Origin of the sequence: Candidatus Epulonipiscium sp. (assembly GCA_012519205.1) — a bacterium.
Classification (GTDB): domain Bacteria; phylum Bacillota; class Clostridia; order Lachnospirales; family Defluviitaleaceae; genus JAAYQR01.
The window spans coordinates 98,543-122,076 of record JAAYQR010000011.1 but is presented as its reverse complement, the minus strand read 5'-3'; the positions used below and the strand labels follow the sequence as shown (position 1 = coordinate 122,076).

The 23,534-nt window shown below is 35.7% G+C and carries 19 protein-coding genes; 12 read left to right on the top strand and 7 right to left on the bottom strand.

What is annotated here, in order from left to right; translation table 11 throughout:
* The first annotated feature begins 17 nt into the window (after nt 1–17).
* From GX308_03700 to GX308_03690, 3 genes are all read left to right on the top strand, one after another.
* Nucleotides 18–1,469: a monovalent cation/H+ antiporter subunit D family protein gene (locus GX308_03700; GenBank protein ID NLK21191.1), complete on the top strand. Its 1,452-nt coding sequence runs from the start codon at nt 18–20 to the stop codon at nt 1,467–1,469.
* 17 nt (nt 1,470–1,486) lie between these two features.
* Entirely contained in the window at nt 1,487–3,388 is a 1,902-nt protein-coding gene (locus GX308_03695) for a proton-conducting membrane transporter (protein ID NLK21190.1), read from the top strand.
* 200 nt (nt 3,389–3,588) lie between these two features.
* Nucleotides 3,589–4,299 (top strand): GTP pyrophosphokinase family protein, encoded by a 711-nt coding sequence (locus GX308_03690; protein ID NLK21189.1) that lies wholly within the window; start codon nt 3,589–3,591, stop codon nt 4,297–4,299.
* Nucleotides 4,300–4,445: 146 nt separating this feature from the next.
* On the opposite strand, the gene GX308_03685 is transcribed toward GX308_03690, so the two are convergent.
* On the bottom strand, nt 4,446–5,774 hold the full coding sequence (locus GX308_03685; GenBank protein ID NLK21188.1) for an MATE family efflux transporter: 1,329 nt from the start codon (nt 5,772–5,774) through the stop codon (nt 4,446–4,448).
* A 399-nt stretch (nt 5,775–6,173) separates the two neighbouring features.
* Between GX308_03685 and GX308_03680 the strand changes: the two genes are divergently transcribed.
* From GX308_03680 to nifJ, 3 genes are all read left to right on the top strand, one after another.
* Nucleotides 6,174–6,866 (top strand): response regulator transcription factor, encoded by a 693-nt coding sequence (locus tag GX308_03680; GenBank protein NLK21187.1) that lies wholly within the window; start codon nt 6,174–6,176, stop codon nt 6,864–6,866.
* The gene (locus tag GX308_03675; protein ID NLK21186.1) at nt 6,844–8,970 is read left to right on the top strand and encodes a sensor histidine kinase; all 2,127 of its coding nucleotides are present in this window, start codon (nt 6,844–6,846) and stop codon (nt 8,968–8,970) included. Before GX308_03680 ends, GX308_03675 begins: the two co-directional genes overlap by 23 nt.
* 372 nt (nt 8,971–9,342) lie before the next feature.
* Nucleotides 9,343–12,873: a pyruvate:ferredoxin (flavodoxin) oxidoreductase gene (nifJ, locus tag GX308_03670; protein ID NLK21185.1), complete on the top strand. Its 3,531-nt coding sequence runs from the start codon at nt 9,343–9,345 to the stop codon at nt 12,871–12,873.
* Nucleotides 12,874–12,927: 54 nt separating this feature from the next.
* On the opposite strand, the gene GX308_03665 is transcribed toward nifJ, so the two are convergent.
* The 6 genes from GX308_03665 to GX308_03640 all read right to left on the bottom strand — a co-directional run bounded on the left by GX308_03665 (nt 12,928) and on the right by GX308_03640 (nt 17,352).
* Nucleotides 12,928–13,260 carry a PqqD family protein gene (locus GX308_03665; protein ID NLK21184.1) on the bottom strand — a complete coding sequence of 111 codons (333 nt, stop codon included), beginning with the start codon at nt 13,258–13,260 and terminating at the stop codon, nt 12,928–12,930.
* Nucleotides 13,261–13,262: 2 nt separating this feature from the next.
* A complete protein-coding gene (locus GX308_03660; protein NLK21183.1) occupies nt 13,263–15,173 on the bottom strand; it encodes an oligopeptide transporter, OPT family in 1,911 nt (636 codons plus the stop codon).
* A 303-nt stretch (nt 15,174–15,476) separates the two neighbouring features.
* Nucleotides 15,477–16,019 (bottom strand): NADH peroxidase, encoded by a 543-nt coding sequence (locus GX308_03655; protein ID NLK21182.1) that lies wholly within the window; start codon nt 16,017–16,019, stop codon nt 15,477–15,479.
* Between the two features lie 144 nt (nt 16,020–16,163).
* A complete protein-coding gene (locus GX308_03650; protein ID NLK21181.1) occupies nt 16,164–16,382 on the bottom strand; it encodes a hypothetical protein in 219 nt (72 codons plus the stop codon).
* An 8-nt stretch (nt 16,383–16,390) separates the two neighbouring features.
* Nucleotides 16,391–16,525: a hypothetical protein gene (locus tag GX308_03645; protein NLK21180.1), complete on the bottom strand. Its 135-nt coding sequence runs from the start codon at nt 16,523–16,525 to the stop codon at nt 16,391–16,393.
* A 65-nt stretch (nt 16,526–16,590) separates the two neighbouring features.
* Complete coding sequence (locus GX308_03640) at nt 16,591–17,352, bottom strand: hypothetical protein (protein NLK21179.1); 762 nt, start codon at nt 17,350–17,352, stop codon at nt 16,591–16,593.
* Nucleotides 17,353–17,440: 88 nt separating this feature from the next.
* On the opposite strand from GX308_03640, the gene GX308_03635 reads away from it, so the two are divergent.
* The 6 genes from GX308_03635 to guaB all read left to right on the top strand — a co-directional run bounded on the left by GX308_03635 (nt 17,441) and on the right by guaB (nt 23,445).
* Nucleotides 17,441–18,322: a hypothetical protein gene (locus tag GX308_03635; protein ID NLK21178.1), complete on the top strand. Its 882-nt coding sequence runs from the start codon at nt 17,441–17,443 to the stop codon at nt 18,320–18,322.
* An 11-nt stretch (nt 18,323–18,333) separates the two neighbouring features.
* Nucleotides 18,334–19,077: a DUF554 domain-containing protein gene (locus GX308_03630; protein NLK21177.1), complete on the top strand. Its 744-nt coding sequence runs from the start codon at nt 18,334–18,336 to the stop codon at nt 19,075–19,077.
* Nucleotides 19,078–19,290: 213 nt separating this feature from the next.
* A complete protein-coding gene (locus GX308_03625; GenBank protein NLK21176.1) occupies nt 19,291–19,575 on the top strand; it encodes a co-chaperone GroES in 285 nt (94 codons plus the stop codon).
* Between the two features lie 39 nt (nt 19,576–19,614).
* Complete coding sequence (groL, locus tag GX308_03620) at nt 19,615–21,237, top strand: chaperonin GroEL (GenBank protein ID NLK21175.1); 1,623 nt, start codon at nt 19,615–19,617, stop codon at nt 21,235–21,237.
* A gap of 100 nt (nt 21,238–21,337) precedes the next feature.
* Complete coding sequence (locus GX308_03615; GenBank protein ID NLK21174.1) at nt 21,338–21,844, top strand: hypothetical protein; 507 nt, start codon at nt 21,338–21,340, stop codon at nt 21,842–21,844.
* Between the two features lie 146 nt (nt 21,845–21,990).
* The gene (gene guaB / locus GX308_03610) at nt 21,991–23,445 is read left to right on the top strand and encodes an IMP dehydrogenase (GenBank protein ID NLK21173.1); all 1,455 of its coding nucleotides are present in this window, start codon (nt 21,991–21,993) and stop codon (nt 23,443–23,445) included.
* Nucleotides 23,446–23,534 lie beyond the last annotated feature (89 nt).

The window sequence follows — 23,534 nt, the reverse complement described above, 5'->3', positions numbered from 1 at the left end:
GAAAGGGGAGTTAAAAGATGTTGTATCTAATTCTAGCTTTATCAAGTGGGATAATTGGAGGCTTGATTGTTGCTTTAATGCCCCGAGATGGAGAACGGGTAAATAATTTACGCAAACTTATTGTTGCGCTTTCTACTATATCCGGTATGGTTTTTAGTTGGAGGGTTGCCCATATGGTTTTTGCAGGGAAGCATATCAAAATAGCCGGTCAATTTGGAGGATTAGCATGGAGTTTTGCTCCGGATCCATTAGGAATTATTTTTGGATTAATTGCCTCTACTTTATGGCTTTTTGCTGCTATATACTCCTTTGGATATATGGAAGGAAAACAAAAACAACGGACATATTATATATTTTTTCTTATATCTCTTAGTATGACGCTTGGGGTAGCCTTTTCAGGCAATCTTGTGGCTTTGTATTTATTTTATGAACTGCTTACCTTTGCCACCTACCCCCTTGTGATTCATGAACGAAATCCAGAGGCCATGAAAGCTGGTTCAAAATATATTATGTATAGTCTTTCCGGTGCAGGGGCAATTTTGATTGCAATTGTGATCACCTATAGTTGGACAGGGAATCTTGAGTTTACAGGCACTCCTATTTTGGCCCATCTATATGGACCGGAACTTAATTGGTTATTGTTGTTGTTCTTTCTTGGATTTGGTGTAAAGGCAGCGGTAATGCCATTACATCAATGGCTACCCGAAGCCATGGCAGCACCGACCCCGGTGAGTGCTTTGCTCCATGCGGTAGCGGTGGTTTATTCAGGAGCTTATGGGATTTTACGGGTTGTATATTCCATATTTGGTTATGAACTTATGGGAAAACTAAGTTTTAGTACTATTCTTATTTGGATTGTGGCCATTACGATTTTGATGGGGGTTATCATAGCCATCAGGCAAGATGTGTTAAAGCGACGCTTGGCTTACCAGACCATCAGTCATATATCCTATATTTTACTAGGTGCTCTTACGCTGCATCCATGGGGATTGGCGGGGGCTATAATGCATATGATTAGTTATTCTACGTTAAAAATTACACTCTTTTTTTGTGCGGGAATTATTGCTGAGCAGACTGGCGAAACTAAAATCAGTAGAATGGGTGAAATCGGTTGGAATCTGCCTAAGACAATGACCATATTTAGTATTGCTACTTTGGGGATGATTGGTATATTGCCCCTTAATACCTTTTGGGGCAAATATTACTTGATGAAAGGAAGTGCCGCAGGAGGGAAGTGGCCGCTTGCTTTGGTGTTAATCGGTAGCGGGATACTTAATGCTGTTTGTTTTATACCTGTTATAGTGAATGCCTTTCGTGGAAGAAGAAAAGGGCCTAGAGCTGAGGCAGGGGGCAGGGCGTTCTTTATGCTGACCCCAACTGTGATTTTGACCGTAGTAGCGGTATTTATGGGGATTTGGCCTGGAGTTGTTTGGCCTGGAGTTGAAGCTGTTGTCAACTGGTTTTTCTAAAGAATGGAGGTAGTGTTATGTTGCTTACGATACTTATAGCTGTTCCCCTTGCAGGAGCACTTATTATGTCCCTAATGCGGGAAAGGTCAATAAACATACCTTTTATCGCCAGTGCTATCGTTCTTGCTATGGGAGGTTTTACCATTAGAGATGTTTTTAGGGGCATGTCACTAACTTATAAAATGGATTTAACGGGTCCCTTTACCCTGGCCCTTCACATGGATCCCCTCTCCGCGGTTTTTGTAGTATTAGCAGCTTTCCTCTGGCTGGTTGTTTCAATATATGCACCGGACTATATGAAATATGAAGGCAGAAAAAAGGGTTATGAGATTTGCACGCTGTTTACCCTAACGGCAGTATTGGGAGTTTTTTTAGCCGGTAACCTACTTACAATGTTACTTTTTTTTGAGCTGATGACTGTCGTATCGTATTTTTGGGTTGTACATCGATGGGATAAAGGCGCTATTAAGGCTGGATATTTCTATTTGTTTTTTAGTATAATTGGTGGTCTTTTTATAGCTTTAGGGATTGTATTAATGGGTATATCTACAGATGTTCCACTAAATATTGGGGTAGGCTCTATTACTCCTTTAAATCCACGCTTTTTCGCATGGAGTATTGTTCTTTTTGTAATAGGGTTTGGGATAAAGGCAGGTATGGCGCCCTTGCATCTTTGGCTGCCCCATGCACACTCAGCGGCACCTACCCCTAGCAGCGCGCTTTTATCGGGATTATTGATAAAGGTAGGGGCTTATGGCCTAATACGAGTAGGGGAATTTGCAGGTTGGGGCACAAGACTAGGAAGTGAAGTGTCTTGGCTTGGTCCAAGTCTAGCTATACTTGGTATCTGTACGATGCTAATAGGTGTTGTAGCAGCACTGCTTCAAAGTGATGCTAAGCGGCTTTTAGCCTATCATAGTGTAAGTCAAATGGGTTATATCATTTTAGGATTAGGTATTGGTCTTTATCTAGGTTTAGATGGTGGACTTGGATTAATGGGATCAATTTATCATATTGTAAACCATGCCTTATTTAAAGTTGCCCTGTTTTTAGGTGTTGGTATTATTTACATTCATTCGAAAGAGACAAATTTGTATAAGCTGGGTGGGCTTAGACGGCGTTTCCCCATCACTGCTATACTAATGTTTCTAGCGGTACTAGGTATTACCGGTACCCCGGGACTTAATGGTTATGCTAGTAAGACTCTGCTTCACCATGGGGTTAGTTTGGCTGCTGAAGGTGGTGTAGCTTGGGTTATTTGGGTAGAACGGCTGTTTCTATTAGTAGGGGTTGGTACAGCCGCATCATTTGCGAAGTTATACTACTTAATATTTTTGGGGGAGCCTACTAAGATTAAGGTATCTGATGATAGGTTCCCACGGATGCAAATATCTATGGGATTATTGGTATTAGTTATGATAGTAATAGGGCTTGTACCAAAACTTTTTCCAAATATCATTGCTGTGCCAGTATCAAGAGCCTTAGGGATGGAAGATGCCGCAGCTAGTTTGGTTAATTTTTCTTTTTGGAATCTAAGTGATGTCATGGGCATGGTAATTACTTTAGCCCTTGGTATACTGGTGTGCTGGATGGGACTTAGGACGGGAGCTTTTCATTGGACCCCCCCTATTTGGTTAACATTAGAGGGCTTAGGAAAGTTGAATGGTATGGGGATAATTTATATTTTTCAAAAACTTGAAAAGACTTTTTGTTATTTAACCACAGATATTTGGGAAGTAATAAAGACTATAAGTTCTCGTCTTTGCCTCACCCTTAATAAATTTAACAAATCTAGAAACGGTACGGTTGGAGGTGCTACTCTAACGGGGATTAGTGCTGATGCTGCGCTACTAGTTTTAGCATTGGTGCTTTTAATAATCTGGTACACCTTAACCCATCCCGGTTTAGCTAGCATGTAATTTCTAGAATAATGAAAAGGACGATTCATTTTAAGATTAATATAATGAATCGTCTTTTTTTGCTTTCTATTCATATTTAGTTCACAAAAATAATATATAATCCCCTTAAATAAGTTCCACCTAAAAGACATTTTCATTAAGTCCATAGAAAAACAATTAAATAATTAAGTTTTTATGATAGAAGAAGGGATATAACAAATATGGAAATACAGGCAGCAGTAGATATAAACCAATTAAAAGTATTAGAAAAACAATTAACAAGATTTTTAATGTCTTATAAGTTCGGTATGGATGAATTGAACACAAAAATTAATATCTTAAAACAGGAATTTCAATATATTCATGAATACAATCCCATTGAACATGTAAAATCTAGGATAAAAACCCCCGAAAGCATCCTAAAAAAGGTCCATAGAAAAGGTATAGAGGCTTCATTGCCATCTATAAGAGAAAACATTAAGGACATAGCTGGAATTCGCATTGTTTGCTCATTCGTATCCGACATATACAAATTAAGCGAGATGCTACAAAACCAAAAAGATATAAGAACTATAAAATATAAAGATTATATAAAAACCCCAAAACCCAATGGATACCAAAGCCTTCATTTGATTTTAGAGGTACCTGTCTTTATGTCCGATAGGGTAGAAGACGTCTGTGTAGAAGTTCAAATCCGCACCATGGGTATGGATTTTTGGGCAAGTCTAGAGCATAAAATCTACTACAAGTATAATGAGGAGATTCCCCAAAACTTAAAGGATGAATTAAAAGAGGCTGCACTTACAGTAGCCCAGCTAGATGAGAAAATGGAAAATCTAAACAAAGAAATTAATACATTTAAAGGCTCCAATAATACAGAGAAAAACCTAATAAACCTATTAATGCATAACCAGACCGTATCTCTACCATGAGTACCGTACCAGGCACTGCGGTCATTAATTTTGGTACCTGTTTGCCCATACTTGAACATTGTCTCCTCCTGTTGATTATTAGATTATAGTCAGGACAGGAGGTTTTTGATGAAGAACCCAAAGGGATGGCAAAGCATAATGCCATGTTAGATTTCTCTCCACTTTCCGGTTCGGTATTGGAAGAAGGAAATTACAAGGTTTGCCGACCATCCGATTGGTACTGCATACCATACCATGGCTATGCCAAAGCGGGGCGCCATAGTAATTGCAACAATTACTCGGATTGACAGGTTTACAAGATTAGCGATGGTGAACATCTTCATATCACCAGCCCCACGGAGCAACCCATCTGTACTCATTTTTATCCCAACAAGTATAAAGAACCACCCCATGAATTTAAGATAGTTTACCCCTGTTCCCATGGCAAGGTGAGTACCCTCACTACCTAAAAATATTGAAATAATTGGAGTATGAAAAGATTCAAGGACTATGCAAATAAGAACTGCAAAAATAAATACAATAATATTTCCTGAGCGGAATCCCTTTCGAACCCGCTCATATTCCCCAGCACCAATATTTTGGGCAGTGTAAGAGGAAAGAGCATTTCCCATGGCTGCCATGGGCACTAAAGCGATACTTTCAACACGCATGGCAGCTGAAAACCCAGCTAGCATCTCAGATCCAAAGCTATTAACTACGGATTGTACTAGCATCATACCAATGGACACGGTAGATTGCTGCAAAATAGAGGGTAAAGCTATTTTAGTCATGCTTTTAAGTTCCATTCCATCGAAAAGCCTTTGACTCCCACAGGGATATGAACTTAGCTCCCTCATAAATAGTATAAAGGATATAACAGCAGAAATTCCCTGGGCAATTAAAGTAGCCCACGCAACCCCACTGACCCCTAGACCCAAGGAATAGACCATATATACATCTAAGATAATATTGAGAATAGAAGAAAATATCAGTAGGTATAAGGGAATTTTAGAGCGGCCCAAGGCATTAAACATGGCAGAAATCACATTATACATAAATAAAAATGGGAGTCCCAAAAAATATATATTTAAATATTCTGTTGCCATGTCTAAAATATTTTCTGGTGTATTTAATAACTGCATAATTTCCTTTCCGGTTAAAAATCCTAAAATCCCTAGTATTAAACTCAAAACTAGAAATGATAACATAGCAGTGTAAATAGACTGTTTCATCTTTTTATAATCTTTCGAGCCAAAATATCGACTGGTAATAACAGAAGCTCCGATACCACCCCCGATGGCAATTGAAATAAATACCGTCGTAAGAGAATAGGAAGCACCTACAGCCGCCAGCGCATTTTCACCGACGAACCGACCGACTACTACAGAGTCTGCCATGGTATAAAATTGTTGAAAAAAATTACCTATAATCATGGGCAAAGCAAAAACAAATAAAGCCTTCGCCGGTCTTTCTTTTATCAAATAGTCTTTAGCCATTATGTACTCCTTTTATGTCTTCATTAGATGATATACATATTAGATCCCAAGCGCGTAAAAACCAATATCTATTATAAGACATTTATCCAGTAAATCATAGTAGAAAAACAGTGGAAAGTAGTGGCACTTGATTTTATTATTTTTAATTACAATTCATTTTGACTGTAGATTTATATTGTAATAAATACCGAGTATGTTCACTTCTTATACCTATGTTTCTTTGGAAAACGATGTGAGGGGAATTGGTATCTATTCATTCTTAAGAAAAAATTAAGATTTATATAGAGGGTATTTTAAGGATTATGATTTATAATCCTACATATAAAGGTTAAAGATATAAAAAGCAAGGAGGTATGATACAATACTAATATTTAGTATTTAGGAAAGGTAGTATTAACTATGAAAAAATATTCAGTTTTAGTAGTGGATGACGAGAAAGAAATAAGAGATGCCATTGAGATTTATTTAAAAAATGAAGGGATAAGTGTAATTCATGCTAAAGATGGCATAGAAGCAATGGAAATTTTAGAAATAGAGGAAATACATTTAATACTTATGGATATCATGATGCCAAGACAAGACGGGGTAAGTACCACCTTCAAAATCCGAGAAGAAAAAAATATACCTATCATTATGCTTACAGCCAAGGGCGAAGATACAGATAAAGTACTCGGACTTAAAATAGGTGCGGATGATTATGTTACAAAACCGTTTAATCCTATTGAACTAATTGCCAGAGTTAAAGCTCAATTAAGAAGATATATGGAGCTAGGGGTTTATGAGGGATTAAAAAAAGTAATAGATATAAATGGTCTCATATTAAACCAAGAAACAAAAGAGATTATTGCTAATGGTGAAAGAGTTCGTTTAACTTTTACAGAATATAAAATATTAGAGCTTCTTATGGTTAATGCTCCTAGGGTCTATTCAATCGATGAGATTTATGAAAAAGTATGGAATCAACCAAGTTTTTGCTCGGAAAATACAGTAGCAGTACACATCAGAAAAATTCGTGAAAAAATAGAAATTAATTCGAAAGAACCAAGATATTTAAAGGTGGTGTGGGGGATTGGATATAAAATTGAAAAATAATTTTAAGAAAGCAGTCATGGCAATTACATTTATAATATTATTTTCTTATAGTTTTGGGATATTACAAACAAATTTTAATTGGCTTCCATATAGGTTGAAAGGTAGTTACTTTAAAACGGAAGAATTTACATCAGAAGTTGAACGATTTCTTAATTTGTTTTCTGAAATCTACTTAGATAAGAATGAAAGCATAAAAATAGAATCAGATGATATAATGGAGCTGAAAAATCACTATGATAATATAGTGGATAATAAAATATCCAAGATTGAAGTTGAATATGAAAGTAAAATAGCAGAAGCCAGTAATAATAATGCCTTTGACTATGCACAAGAATTACTAAGAGAACGAAATGAAAAGATGGAAGAAATAAGAAAAAAATATGAAAAACCAGAAGAAGAGTTAGAGAAAGAATTAATAAATACAAAAACAGCCGAACTAGAAAAGAATCTAGAAAATACCAAGTCTAGATTTTGGCATATGCAAAACTATATTAAATATTATATAGAGGAAGGCAATGGAAAGGTTTATTCTAATGTTCCTGAGAATGTTCTTTATGCTGATATAAGAGCTAATAGTCTATATATGCGGGAGTTTCCTTGTTATACAAAAGCTAACGATAATATGATTAGTATCAATAGATTTTTCATTACTAGGAATTTAAAAGGATTTATAGCCATACCCAAGGATGAACACAGTTTAATAGCAGAAAATGCCTATGATTATAAAAATAGTACAATTAGATTTCTGGTATATTTACTACTTTCCTTAAGTATTCTAGTATTTTCTTTAATACTAGGATTTAAAAAGAGAAAGGACATATTAGAAGTTGTAGAACCCTTAAGAAAATATTATAATTCCCTCCCTATTGATATTAGGCTTCTAGGACTAATCATGGTACTATTTTTTAGTAACACCATAACCATACGATTTTATTTAACTACTATATATAAGGATATTATAATGCTTATAATATATTCCTTATTTTTAGGAATGGTTTTTTTGCAGATATATTTCTTATTACCTATGTTTAAATCCACAGAAATACTAAAATCTCTATGGAAAGAAAGTATTCTTTGGAGAATAAAGGGGAAATTAGAAAACAGTCTTCTATTTAAAAGCGTAGTATTTAAACTTTTATTTATTATGGGAAGCATATTTGCGCTGGGAATGGGAGCTATTGTAGTACTAAAGAGGTTTGAATTTATCATTTTATACTTTCCAGTAGCCCTAATTTTAGGAGGAGGAATTTTATATTATGTCTTTAGCAAATTAGGATATTTTAATATTATTTTAAAATCCACCGAGGAAGTCTTAAATGGAAACCTTAATAATCAAATAGAATTAAAAGGAAAGGGACCTTTAAGAAAACTTGCAGTAAATATAAATAAAATGCAAGAGGGAGTAGATAATTCAAAGAAATCCCAAATTAAAAGTGAAAGACTGAAGACGGAGCTTATTTCTAATGTAAGCCATGATCTTAGAACCCCCCTTACCTCTATCATGAATTATACAGAACTACTAAAAAGTAAAGATATAACAGAAGAAGATAGGAAAAAATATATAGGAATAATAGATAAAAAGTCAAAAAGGTTAAAGGTGCTTATTGATGATCTATTTGAAGTTTCTAAAATGGCTACAGGAAATATAGAGTTATTTAGAGAAAAGATAGATATCGTCCAGCTTACCAAACAAGCCTTAGGAGAACATGATGAAAAAATCAAAAAGTCTTCCTTAGATTTTAGGGTTACCTCTTTAAGTCCCCATGTTTATGCATGGGTTGATGGCCGTAAGATGTGGAGAGTATTTGATAATATTATAAGTAATATTTTAAAATATTCTTTAGATAATACTAGGGTTTATATAAATAGCACCGAGACTGATAAAGATATAACTATTACCTTTAAAAACATTTCAAATTACGAACTAGAAGAAAACATAGAAGAACTCTTTGAAAGATTTAAAAGGGGAGATACCTCAAGAAATACAGAAGGTTCAGGGCTTGGTCTTGCCATAGCAAAATCCATAGTAGATTGCCATGGAGGAGAACTCAATATAGAGTTAGACGGAGATTTATTTAAAACTATAATAAAGTTAAACAAGTAGATGCGTACCAATGGATTTGTAATTATCTGATTTATGTATTAGAATAAGGTCGGGGTGATATTATAGGAACAAATAGATTGAAGGCTTTGATAAATAAGTCGTCAACACAATACGATAATAGAGCAAAATTGATAGTAAACGATAAAATAGGAGAAACCTTAAAAAAGTCTAAATAGATATTTACTAAAACATATTCTATGTTATAATAAATGTATACAATATACCATGTTGCAAATTGTAGGTTTGTGTTATGCACAAGCCTATTTAAGAGAACTGATTTATAATAAGTACATAATTTGGTTTCATAGGGGTTCTCTATATTGTATTTAAACAAATACTAAAATCTACTTATTATTACAAGGGGGTAAAAAGATGTCAAAAGTTATGAAAACGATGGATGGAAATACGGCTGCAGCTCATGTTTCATATGCATTCACTGAAGTTGCCGGAATCTATCCAATTACACCATCATCACCTATGGCTGAGCATGTTGATGAATGGGCTGCTAATGGGAGGAAAAATATTTTCGGACAAGAAGTAAATGTGGTTGAATTACAATCAGAAGCAGGGGCTGCGGGTACCTTTCACGGATCCTTAGCAGCAGGGGCATTAACAACAACATTTACAGCTTCCCAAGGGTTACTTCTTATGATTCCTAACATGTACAAGGTAGCAGGGGAACTTTTACCTGGAGTTATTCATGTAAGTGCCCGTGCTGTAGCTAGCCATGCCCTATCCATCTTTGGGGATCACTCAGACGTTATGGCATGCCGTCAAACAGGATTTGCACTTCTTGCATCTACTAATGTGCAGGAAGTAATCGATTTAGCTTCTGTAGCTCATCTTAGTGCCATTAAGTCAAGAGTTCCTTTTCTTCATTTCTTTGATGGATTTAGAACATCCCATGAAATCCAGAAGGTTGAAGTAATTGATTATGAAGAATACAAAAGACTCATTGATATGGATGCTGTAAAAGCATTTAGAAAAAATGCTCTGAATCCAGAACATCCTGTTCTAAGAGGAACAGCACAAAATCCAGATATCTTCTTCCAAGCTAGGGAAGCATCTAATCCTTTTTATGATAGACTTCCGGCAATCGTAGAAGATTACATGAAAGAAATTAATAAAATTACAGGACGAAATTATGGGTTGTTTAACTATTACGGAGCATCAGATGCAGATAGAGTAATTATTGCTATGGGCTCAGTGGTAGATACAATAGAAGAAACAGTGGATTATTTAAATAGTAAAGGGGAAAAAGTAGGTCTTCTTAAAGTACGTTTGTATAGGCCATTCTCCATAGAACATTTCTTAAAAGAAATTCCAAGCTCAGTTAAAAAGATAGCTGTATTAGATAGAACTAAAGAACCAGGAGCAACCGGAGATCCACTTTACCTTGATGTATGTTCTGCATTTATAGATAAAGCAGATCGCCCTGTTATTGTGGGGGGGCGCTATGGATTAGGTTCAAAAGATACAACCCCAGCACAAATTGTAGCGGTATACGAAAACCTTAATGCAGATGCTCCAAAAAATCAATTTACAATCGGTATTGTTGATGATGTTACCTTTAAATCCCTACCATTAGGAGAGGAATTAGACGTATCAGGTTCAAGCACAATCAGCTGTAAATTTTGGGGACTTGGTTCCGATGGAACAGTAGGAGCTAATAAAAACTCCATTAAAATTATCGGAGACCATACGGATATGTATGCTCAAGCATATTTTGATTATGACTCTAAGAAATCTGGTGGGGTGACGATTTCCCATCTTCGTTTTGGTAAAGAGCCAATCAGATCTACATATTTAATAAATAAGGCAAACTTTGTTGCATGTCATAACCCATCTTATTTAGATAGATATGACATGGTGTCCGATCTAAAAGAAGGGGGAACCTTTTTACTTAACTGCGGTTGGAATGCGGAAGAATTAGAAGAAAAACTTCCAGCACAGATGAAAAAAATTATTGCAGATAGAAAAATTAATTTTTATACTATAGATGGGGTAAGTATTGCAAAGGAAATCGGACTTGGAAACCGTATCAATACAGTATTACAGTCTGCATTCTTTAAATTAGCTAATATTATTCCTATAGAAGATGCTGTTAAGTATATGAAACAAGCTATCGTAGATTCCTACGGCAGAAAAGGCGAAAAGATTGTTAATATGAACTATGCTGCTGTAGATAGAGGGGTAGATGGATTTATGAAAGTAGAAGTTCCTGCTCACTGGACTAATGCCAATGCATTTGAAGAAGTAGCAGCAACGATGGAACTACCAGAATTTGTTACAACAATCCAAGACCCTGTAAATAGACAACAAGGAAACAAACTTCCTGTTAGTGCATTTGTTGGCAGAGAAGATGGTACATTCCCACAAGGTACTTCTAAATTCGAAAAAAGAGGAATCGCTGTGGAGGTTCCAGAGTGGCAAATTGATAACTGTATCCAATGTAATCAATGTTCATATGTATGTCCTCATGCTGCAATCCGTCCGTTTTTGGTAAGTGAAGAAGAGGCAAAGAATACACCAGAAGGATTTGAAACAAAGAAAGCCATCGGTAAAGGTTTAGAAAACTATACCTATAAAATACAAGTATCTGCTCTAGATTGTACTGGATGTGGAAGTTGTGCTGAGGTTTGTCCTTCCAAACAAAAGGCATTGGTTATGAAACCAATTGAAACACAGACAAAAGAAATCGAAAACTGGGAATATGCAATGACCTTAAGCAAAAAGGAAAATCCTCTAAATACTGCAACAGTAAAAGGAAGCCAATTTGAACAGCCATTACTCGAATTCTCGGGGGCTTGTGCAGGATGCGGAGAAACCCCATATGCTAAATTAATTACTCAGCTATTCGGAGATAGGATGTATATTGCCAATGCTACAGGATGTTCCTCTATTTGGGCAGGCAGTGCTCCATCTACTCCATATACAACCAATGAAAACGGATATGGACCAGCTTGGGCAAACTCCTTATTCGAAGATAATGCAGAGTACGGATTTGGTATGTATACAGCTGTAAAACAAATACGAAGCAGATTAAAAGATATAGCAGAAGAAGCAGTATCATTAGATATTTCTGAAGATATTAAGGCTACTCTTAAGGATTGGGTAGAAAATGTTAATAATGCAGCAGGTTCTAAGAAAGCTACATTAACATTATTACCTATGTTAGAAGCTTATAACGGCAGTGGAAGAGCTAAAGAAATATTCGAAGAAATCCTAGAAAAGAGAGAATTCTTAGTTAAGAAATCTCAGTGGATTCTAGGAGGAGATGGATGGGCATATGATATCGGATTTGGTGGTTTAGACCATGTATTGGCTTCTGGAGAAGATATAAATGTTCTTGTATTTGATACAGAGGTTTATTCTAATACAGGGGGACAGGCTTCTAAGTCTACACCAACAGGTTCCGTTGCAAAATTTGCAGCTTCTGGTAAACCAATCAAGAAAAAAGATCTTGGAAGAATGATGATGTCCTATGGGTATGTATATGTAGCACAGGTAGCTATGGGTGCAAATCAAAATCAGCTCATTAAAGCTTTAATTGAAGCAGAAAGTTATCCTGGACCATCCCTAGTTATTGCTTATTCACCATGTATTAATCATGGTATTAGAATAGGAATGGGATGCACACAAGAACAAACTAAAAAAGCTGTAGAAGCAGGATACTGGCACCTATATAGATATAATCCACTTCTAAAAGAAGATGGAAAGAATCCATTTACTTTAGATTCTAAGGCACCAAAGGAAGACTATAAAGAATTTATTATGGGAGAAGTAAGGTATTCATCACTTACTAGAACATTCCCAGAAATAGCAGAAAAGCTATTTGAACAAGCAGAAAAAGATGCTAAAGAAAGACTTGAAGCTTATCAAAGCTTAGCAAATATGGAATAAAAATAAAAGCTTCTGTGGATATCCGCAGAAGCTTTTATTTAATAATTTAGGAAATTATTTTAGGGTAATAAAATTATTATCCTTTAAACTTTTCATGTATACTAATAGTCTTTCTAAAACTGGATTAACCCTTTCACCGAATTTGTCCTCTAGGTTTTGAGAAATATCATAAATGGTTTTAATTCCATCGCATTGCTGCCATATAAATGAACCAAATTCCTCCAACTCTACATTGGTCCTTAGGGGTATTTTAAAAAGTTTATGCATGAGCCTATCAAAGGGGGTGCTCCTATTTATAGTTAGGATCACCCTGCCTTTTTTAATTTTCCAGAGTATCCTCTTGTTTTTTGTAGGTATCATAGTTAATATATTTTTATTTTTTTTCATTTCTATATGTTTTCTTTTGTTTTTTTAATAAATACATAGTATATCAAGGATAATGTTACCAATGCAAATATTATCAAGGCTCCTATCTGTCCTAAGGGGAAAGTCTCAAATGCAAAATCTATGTTGGCTGCAGCAAACCCTGCTAGAATTATTCCCATTAATCCTTCCCCTGCAATTAGACCTGAACTAAACAGGATACCATTTTCTGTTTTAGCCTTATTATCCTTTTCATCTTTAACAAACATATCTAGGGCACCCTTTATAAGTCCTCCTGCCATTATAGGAGTTGATAAATGAATCGGTAGGTATATTCCTATAGCAACGGGTAGGGAAGATATGCCCAAAACCTCAAATACTATAGAAGAGGATACACCAATAAATACAAGATTCCAAGGTAGATTACCCTCCATAATACCTTCTATAACAAGCTTCATAAGAGTTGCTTGGGGTGCTCCTAATCCTTTTGAACCAAAAGTATAGGCATTATTTAGTAAAATCATGATGAAGCCTATGGCTACAGCAGATGCCACGACCCCAATAATTTCACCCAATTGCTGTTTCCAAGGGGTAGCACCGATGAGATAGCCGGTTTTTAAATCTTGGGAAGCATCTCCTGCTATGGCAGCTGCTGTACAGATTACTGCACCAACGCAAAGGGTTGCAATCATTCCCGGTTTTCCGGTAGCACCAGTTGCCTTCATTATTATCGTAGTAAATAGTAGGGTTGCTATGGTCATACCTGAAACAGGATTTGATGAACTGCCAAGAAGCCCTACAATTCTTGAGGAAACGGTTACAAATAAGAAACCAAAAATAGCAATCAAGATAGCTCCCATTATACCCACGGGGATAATGGGTAGTATACCCATAAGAACAATTAAAGCAATCACAGTAATGGTAACGAATTTTCCTTTTAAATCTGTATCAGTTCTTTCAGTAAAGGCATCACCCCTAGAGCCATAACCTTTAATAGCATCCTTAAAGGATGATACCATAACCGGGAGAGATTTTATCATGCTGATAACCCCACCGGTAGCAACAGCACCAGCACCTATATATCGGATATAATCAGACCATATTCCCCAGTAGCCTATATCTTTAATTAAATCAACTGAGGGAGCCACTGCCGAGGTTAGGTTATTCCCGATAAAGGAAATCATTGGAATGAATCCAAGCCATGCTAAAATGGCTCCAGCAAGCATGTAGGCTGAAATCTTAGGACCAATTATAAACCCAACTCCAAGAAGAGCAGGGAGAACATCCATACCGATAGCGGCACCTTTAAAGCCCCTTATTTTAGTTTCGATTTCTGTTGGAAAGAGTTTTAACCCATCTCCTAGAAATTTATAAATAAGTCCTAACCCACCGCCGCTAAATATTAAACCTGCACTGCTTCCGCCTTCTTCCCCAGCAATAAGAACCTCGGCACAGGCAGTTCCCTCGGGATAAGGTAATTTGCCGTGTTCTTGCACAATTAAGTATCTTCTTATAGGTATCATGAACAACACTCCAAGAACACCACCGACTAAAGTGATAAGGGTCATAGTTAATGCGCTTGGGGTTTCACCCCAAAGAAATAGGGCAGGTAGAGTGAAAATTGCTCCTGCAGCTAAAGATTCTCCAGCTGATGCTATGGTTTGTACCATATTATTTTCCAAGATAGATTTTCTTTTTAAAATAACCCTAACAATAGCCATAGAAATAACTGCAGCTGGTATTGATGCCGAAACAGTCATACCCACCTTTAAGCCTAAATAAGCATTTGCAGCCCCAAATATAACAGATAATAGAATGCCTAATATTACTGATAGAACAGTAAATTCCGGTATTATAGTATTAGATGGGATATATGGCGTATATTTTTCCCCCTCCTTAAGCCCATAGGCCCCCGAAGACAATCCTTTTTGTGGCATAAGTAAACAACCTCCTTTAAGTAATTTTCTTCCACTATTATTAATTCGACAAATTATTAGCATATCCTTTTAAATAGTATATTTTTTTAACAAAATTTTTACACCAACTTTTATATTATGTATTTAGGATAACCATAAAAACAAAAAGCATTAAATTAATAATAAACATGTAGAAAAGAGAACCTTATGATAAGGGCCAGAAAGTCCTATTTGCTTGTAAAAGTTTAAAATTTAGTATAAAGAAAGAATGTAGGGGGCTACATTCTTTCTTAGTGTGGGGGAAAATCCAACATTTATATAAATTTAGAAGTATCTTTTTAGAAGTCCGGCAAATACTTGACCATGTCTAGCCTCGTCTTTACACATTTCATGGACCGTATCATGGATAGCATCATAATTAAGTTGTTTTGCCTTTGTTGCAATATCTTTCTTTCCTTGGCATGCGCCATATTCCGCATCGACTCTCATTTGTAGGTTTTTCTTTGTATCGGCTGCAACCACTTCACCTAAAAGTTCAGCAAATTTAGCGGCATGTTCAGCTTCTTCCCAAGCAATTCTCTTATAGGCTTCGGCAACTTCTGGGTATCCCTCCCTATCAGCTTGACGGGCCATAGCTAAGTACATTCCTACTTCAGTACATTCCCCTAGATAGTTTTGTCTTAAACCTTCTAAGATTTCTGTATCCACATCCTTGGCAATGCCTATTCTATGTTCATCAGCCCAAGCAAGTTCCTTAGAAGACTGCTCCATAAATTTTTCCTTAGGGGCTTTACATTGCGGACAAGATTCTGGTGCCTCTTCTCCTTCATAAATATAACCACAGATTGTGCATATAAATTTTTTCATTTCATACCTCCATATGTAATAATTATTATTTAGTAATAAATGTTATTAAATAAGATATTACCATAATTTTTTAATTTGTCAATAGGATTTTGAAAAAAATAAAAGACTGGATTTAGAATATATTCTAAATCCAGTCTTTTTATCCTATCGCATTGTGGCTAAGGTAATGCCCATGACCATAAGAAGAATAAAAATAAGAAGGTACACGCCCATTATTATTGCTGCAAGAAGCAGTTGAGCTCTAAAGAAATTCCTTTTATTAATATTTGTACCGGAGCCAAATGCCCAAACAAACATTAAGACAAAATTAGCAAATGGAATAAGTAAAAGAGCTAGGGTGCCAAGCCATTGTTTTACAGTCATAGGTTCAGTCAAATCATTTTGATAAGGTATTGGTTGATGTTGTTGTTCCATAAAATAATTTCCCCCTTTGAAGTTTTAATAAATACATCTATATTAAATACTATGAGTGAATAAAAGTCAATTATATTTGGTTTTAAAGGTATTCTGAAAGATTATATCATGTTATTTATTAGAAGAATCAATAAAAGTTAAATTTCTAGGAGTAAATTTATTCATGGACCTTAGCACTAGAAACTTTTAAAATACCTCTTTGAACTGCGTCTTTTGAATTTTTCCAAGGTTCATCTTTGAAACGATAATCAAATTTTTGAATAAACCAATGGAGATCCTCCTCAATTTTTTTCAAGTTTTCAAGTTGGATGGGAATTATGGTTTTTGCAAAAAGAGAACATTGCTCTTTATTTAATAAGGAGTTAGACTTATCAAGTAACAAAGAGAAATGATTTAAACAAAATCCTTTTCCTTTTGAAACTAAGGAAACAAAATCCTTATCCTTTTTCCATAGGTAAAAGAAAGTGTCCACATAACGGTCGAAAGTATTTTCGATTTTATTACAAATATAGCAATCGGAATAAATTTTGTTTAGATAAGAGGAAATTGGATTAATATTTTCATTATAGGTATCTTTTTTTGACGCTTTAATAATACTAGTGAGAATAGAAGGGACTTTGGGAGTTAAAACACTGTTAGAGGATGCAATTTTAGAAAGCCTTTCATTTAATTCCTCTAGGTGGGTATGGAGCATCAAGGCAAGGCCTAGGCGGTTTTTCTCATAAAACATCTTTTCATAGTGGGTAGGGCAAAAGCCCATTTTATTTGTGTCCATGCGAATATCGTCTTCCATGTAAGAGGCCCCTAACATAAAATCAATGCCTTCTTTTTCTAATTTTGCATGAAGGCTACAAAAGGGGCATTCTGTATCTTCTTTAAAGGCATCAATAAGGGGTATAGTGTAGATTTGCTCTTTCATATTTACCACTCCATTAATTATCTTATTTATATCGAGTTAGATATATGCTTTGTTTTTTAATATACCATGAATTCTTTTTGAAAGGAAGATGAATGTGCAATATAAAGAAATTGAAGGTAGGGTAGTATTAGAACCTATAAACAGTTTTGATATTGAACAAATCCTAGAATGTGGACAATGCTTTAGGTTCCATAAGATTCATAATTATACCTATACAATCGTTGCAAAGGGGCGAATCTTAACTATAACTCAAAGTAAAGAGGGCATTATTTATTATCCGACTTCAGCTAAAGAATTTGAGAAATTGTGGATTCCATACTTTGATTTGAATAAGGACTATGATATAATAAAGCAATATTTGGCAAAGAAGGATATTCACCTACATAATGCAATTGAATTTGCCCCGGGGATTCGTATTTTAAATCAGGACCCTTGGGAGTGCCTTATATCCTTTATTATTTCGCAAAACAAACAGATACCTCATATTAAGCAGGTAGTCGAAAATATAAGCAAGATGTTTGGAAAATATATTGACACCATAGATGGAAACGATTATTATGCTTTTCCAACTGTAGAGGAATTATCGGTTGCTTCAGAAGAAGATATAAGACAGTGTAAGGCAGGATTTCGCGCTCCTTACATCATTGATGCATGTAAAAAAGTAAGGACAAAAGAGGTGAATTTAGAAAATCTTATGACCTCATCCTATGATAAAGCCAAGGAGGAACTACTTAAAATCAAAGGGGTGGGCCCTAAAATAGCAGATTGTGTACTTTTGTTTAGCCTTGGTAAAAAAGAAGCTTTTCCCGTAGATGTTTGGGTCAAGAGAGTGATGGAACATTTTTACTTTAATAAAGGCTCAAGTATGAAAGAAATCCAAAACTTTGCAAAAGAATATTTTGGAGATTTGGCAGGTATATCGCAGCAGTATTTATTTTACTATGCAAGACAGTTAAGGATTGGCAAGTAGGAGGTTTTTTAATGTTCGGAACTATTGTAAATACCTTAGCAATCATTGGTGGAGCGACCTTAGGTATATTTATAAAAAATGGTTTAAAAGAAGAATATAAGGATATTGTACTTCATGGGATAGCCTTATCAGTATTATTTATAGGGATAACGGGGGCAGTTGGAAGGATGCTAGAGCCTGGAAGCCATCCTATTTTATTTATAATAAGCCTTATTATCGGAGGACTTTTAGGACAGTGGTGGGATATTGAGGGAAGGCTTGAAAGCCTGGGTAACCTCATTCAGGATAAAATGAAAAAAGGGAATAAACAGGGAAATATCTCGGAAGGGTTTGTATCGGCTAGTTTACTTTTTTGTGTTGGGACCATGGCAATTATGGGTTCTTTAGAAAGCGGGCTTCAGGGAGTACATAAGACTTTATTTGCAAAATCCATATTAGACGGGGTCACTTCTATTATATTATCCTCCACTTTAGGCATTGGGGTAGCTCTTTCGGGAATTTCAGTATTAGTATATCAAGGTATAATAACAATTCTTGCCCAATGGGTTGAGCCTTATATGACTGCAGATATGATTCGAGAGTTATCTATTGTAGGAGGAATTTTGATTTTCGCCATTGGCTTAAATATGATGAAGATTAAAAAGATTAAAGTAGGGAATCTACTACCGGCAATTTTTATTCCTGTTATTTACTATTTGCCCTTCATTCAGGGGATTTTTCAGAAAATAAGATTATTAGTGGAGTTAGTTTTTTAAGGCCTTTAGAAAATATTAGCAATTAGGAGAAAAACAGAGTATAATCCTCATAACTCATGGTAACAATACCTAAAGGAGTATTATAGACAAAAGTTATCCTTGCATTACCTAAGGTATTTTATTAATATTATTTTTGTAGTTAGCACTCAACTTAAGTGAGTGCTAGTAAGATGAAAAATGATTTGAACTACATAATTAAAAGGAGGTTTATTTATGAACTTAAGACCATTAGGTGACAGAGTAGTTGTTAAACAATTAGAAGCTGAGGAAAAGACCAAATCAGGTATTGTTCTTCCTAATCAGGCTAAAGAAAAACCACAGGAAGCAGAAGTAGTAGCAGTAGGCCCCGGTGGACAGGTTGACGGAAAAGAAATAAAAATGGAAGTCAAAGTTGGAGACAAGGTTATTTACTCTAAATATGCTGGAACAGAAGTGAAAATCCAAGAAAAAGAATATATTATTTTAAAACAAAGTGATATTTTAGCGGTAGTAGAATAAAAGAATTTATAAACCGAAAACTTAAAGGAGGAAACAAACATGGCAAAAGAAATCAAATTTGGTGCTGAAGCTATAGCGGCATTAGAAGCTGGTGTAGATAAATTAGCCAATACAGTAAAAATTACCCTAGGACCAAAGGGGCGTAACGTAGTTTTAGATAAGAAATACGGTACACCTCTAATCACTAATGATGGTGTTACCATTGCAAAAGAAATTGAACTAGAGGATCAATTCGAAAACATGGGGGCACAACTGGTAAAAGAAGTTGCAACCAAGACTAATGATGTGGCGGGAGATGGAACAACAACAGCTACATTACTTGCCCAGGCAATGATCAAGGAAGGTATTAAAAATGTAGCTGCAGGAGCAAACCCGATTATTGTAAGAAAAGGTATGCAAAAAGCAACTGAAAAAGCTGTAGAAGTAATAAAAGGCATGAGCCAAGTGATTAATGGAAAACAGCATATTGCAAGGGTTGCTGCTATTTCTGCAGGGGATGATGAAATCGGTAATCTTATTGCAGATGCTATGGAAAAGGTATCTAATGATGGGGTAATTACCGTAGAAGAATCCAAAACGATGAATACTGAACTTGAAGTTGTAGAAGGAATGCAATTTGATAGAGGATATTTATCCCCTTATATGGCAACAGATATGGATAAAATGGAAGCAGTTCTTGATGAACCATATATCTTGATTACAGATAAGAAAATTTCAAGTATCCAGGACATTCTCCCACTTCTTGAACAAATTGTGCAACAAGGGGCAAGACTTCTTATTATTGCAGAAGAAGTAGAAGGAGAAGCTCTAGCTACCCTAGTGGTTAATAAACTAAGAGGAACATTTAACTGTGTGGCAGTGAAGGCACCAGGATTTGGAGATAGAAGAAAAGAAATGCTTCAAGATATTGCTATATTAACAGGCGGTCAGGTGATTTCTGAAGAACTTGGTTTGGATTTAAAAGAAACCACTATCGATATGTTAGGTAGGGCAGCTACAATAAAGGTTCAAAAGGAAAATACTATCATTATTGATGGCTCAGGAAATAAAGAAGACATCAATGCAAGGGTAAAACAAATTAAAAATCAAATCGAAGAAACAACTTCTGATTTTGATAAGGAAAAATTGCAAGAAAGATTGGCTAAATTAGTAGGTGGTGTAGCTGTAATCCAAGTAGGAGCTGCAACAGAAACCGAAATGAAAGAAAAGAAACTTCGTATAGAAGATGCCCTAGCAGCAACAAGAGCTGCTGTGGAAGAAGGAATCGTTGCGGGAGGCGGAGCATCTTATATCCATGCAACCAAAGAAATTTCCTCCTTATTAGATGAAACATCAGGAGATGAAAAAACAGGGGTAAAAATCGTGCTTAAAGCTTTAGAAGCACCCCTTCGTCAAATTGTAACCAATGCAGGACTAGAAGGTTCTATAATAGTAAATAAAGTATTTGAATCTGGTAAAAATACAGGATTTAATGCTCTTACAGAAGCATACGTAAATATGATAGATGAAGGAATTCTTGATCCAACTAAGGTAACAAGGAGTGCTCTTCAAAATGCAACTTCTATAGCTTCAACATTATTAACAACAGAGTCAGTTGTAGTTGATATTCCTGAACCTGAACCAGCTATGCCAGCAGGGGCGCCGGGAATGGGAATGATGTAAAAACAGCTTGCCGAAAGGCAGGCTGTTTTCTTGATATTTGAAAATTTATATGATAGGATATAAAAAAGAAATAGGTAGCTAAAAATAAAGGAGGACGAATATGGGAGATATATTTAAGGAACACCTAGTTAACAGAAAACGTACTGTTAAAGATAATATAATAACTACATTAATTATTATTGCTGCACTGATATTAATTATTTTAATAGCACCTTTTTTAGGCACGTTTTTTGTATTTGGAGCTGCGGCTATTATTTATGGGGCATATTGGATTATTCAGCGACAGGATATTGAGTTTGAATATATACTTACCAATGCAGATTTAGATATTGATAAGATTATAAACAAAAGCAAAAGAAAAAAGGCATTGACTGTTTCTGTCAGGGATTTTGAAGTAATGGCCCATGTAGAAGATAATAATCATACCCATGAGTTCGATGGTTTTGAAAAAACTTTAGATTATAGCAGCGGTGAAGCAGGAGAAAATACCTATGCTGCCCTATTTAATTACAATAATCAAAAAGTAAAAATGATATTTGAACCAAATGAAGCAATATTAAAAGGCATCTTTTATTATATTCCGAGGAAACTGTACATTAAAAAATAATAAAAGAACGAACAGCATTCGTTTAAAATTAATAGTTGGTATATTTAATTCACAAGTGCAAATCATAAAGATAAAATCTAAAAGGTGGTTGACAATCCTATCATATTTTGATAAACTGTAGCGAAAAATCAAGGAGAGGTTGAGAAATGCACAAGATTATTAAACAAGGAATTACATTCGATGATGTATTATTAATACCCGCTTATTCACAGGTTTTACCCAAGGATATAGACCTAGCAACACAACTTACAAAGACTATTAAGTTAAGTATTCCTGTAATGAGTGCCGGCATGGATACCGTTACAGAAGCTAGGATGGCAATAGCCATGGCTCGCCAAGGTGGCATAGGTATTATACACAAAAACATGTCTATTGATGCCCAGGCAGATGAAGTTGATAAAGTTAAACGTTCTGAACATGGAGTAATTACCGATCCATTTTATTTGTCCCCTGATAGATATGTATATGAAGCTAATGAACTTATGGCAAAATACCGCATATCGGGGGTTCCGATTACTGAGGGTACAAAGTTAGTGGGTATTCTTACCAATAGGGATTTGCGTTTTGAAACCAATCATAATCGCAAAATTAGTGAAGTGATGACCAAAGAAGACCTAATTACGGCACCGGAAGGCACAACCTTAGAAGAGGCGAAAGAAATACTAGCAAAGTACAGGATAGAAAAGCTTCCTATTGTTGATAAGCAAGGAAATCTAAAAGGCCTTATTACCATAAAGGATATCGAAAAAACAATCCTATATCCTAATTCTGCAAAAGATGAAAATGGAAGATTACTAGTAGGGGCAGCAGTAGGAGTGACAGCAGATGTCCTCGATAGAGTAGAAAAATTAGTCAATGCGAAAGTTGATGTGATTGTAATAGATACAGCCCATGGGCATTCCCAAGGAGTTCTTGATACGGTTAAAAAGGTAAAATCAGCTTATCCTGATCTTCAGATTGTAGCGGGAAATGTGGCTACAGGTGATGCGACTAAGGCTCTTATTGAGGCAGGGGCAGATGCAATAAAGGTAGGAATTGGACCTGGTTCAATCTGCACAACCAGAGTAGTTGCTGGTGTTGGGGTTCCCCAAATTACATCTATCTATGACTGTGCCGAAGTGGCAAAGCCATATGGAGTACCAGTTATAGCTGATGGAGGAATAAAATTCTCCGGTGACATCGTAAAGGCAATTGCAGCGGGAGCTAGTGTAGTCATGATGGGAGGCTTATTTGCAGGTTGCGAAGAAAGCCCAGGAGATACAGAACTTTACCAAGGAAGAAAATATAAAGTGTATAGGGGTATGGGCTCCTTAGCTGCTATGGAAAAGGGTAGCAAGGACAGGTATTTCCAACAAGATGCGAAAAAATTGGTGCCAGAAGGGGTAGAAGGACGTTTAGCCTATAAGGGACCTGTTGAAGACACTATATTCCAGCTTATGGGTGGATTAAGGGCAGGTATGGGATACTGTGGGGCAGGAACAATTAAAGGTTTAATAGAAAATGGCCAATTTGTGCAAATAACAGGAGCAGGTTTAAGAGAAAGCCATCCTCATGATATACAAATAACAAAAGAAGCCCCTAATTACAGCGTGGAATACTAGTAAAATAATCCGGATTGACGATTGGTCTTTCCGGATTTAAATCTTGTCTGAAAATCTCAAATGGCCAATGTCCATTTAAAATATAAATC